This window comes from Phytoactinopolyspora endophytica, assembly GCF_004138495.1.
In the GTDB taxonomy this organism is placed as follows: Bacteria; Actinomycetota; Actinomycetes; order Jiangellales; family Jiangellaceae; genus Phytoactinopolyspora; species Phytoactinopolyspora endophytica.
This window is the reverse complement of sequence record NZ_ML142859.1, coordinates 25,530-25,750: the sequence shown is the minus strand read 5'-3', so window position 1 is coordinate 25,750 and position 221 is coordinate 25,530. Positions and strand designations below refer to the sequence as shown.

Sequence of the window (221 nt, the reverse complement as noted above, 5' to 3'; positions counted from 1 at the left end):
CCGGCTGCACTACGTGGTGGAGAAGGCGAAGACTGTGGTGGATCGGAACTGCTCGCCGGGGCGCAGAACCGTCGACGGGAAATCCGGCTGGTTCGGCGAGTCCGGGAAGTGCTGCGTCTCCAGGCAGAGCCCGTCGCCCTGGCGGTAGAGCTTCCCGCCGGTTCCGACCAGCGGGCTGGTCAGCTGGTTGCCGGTGTAGAACTGGATACCCGGCTCGGTGG

1 protein-coding gene is annotated in these 221 nt (G+C 67.4%); it reads right to left on the bottom strand.

All coding sequences use genetic code 11. The features are described from left to right. Positions 1-9 precede the first annotated feature (9 nt). Positions 10-221 (bottom strand): aldose epimerase family protein (locus ELR45_RS41155; protein ID WP_240759918.1); only part of this gene is annotated, 212 nt, incomplete at its 5' end.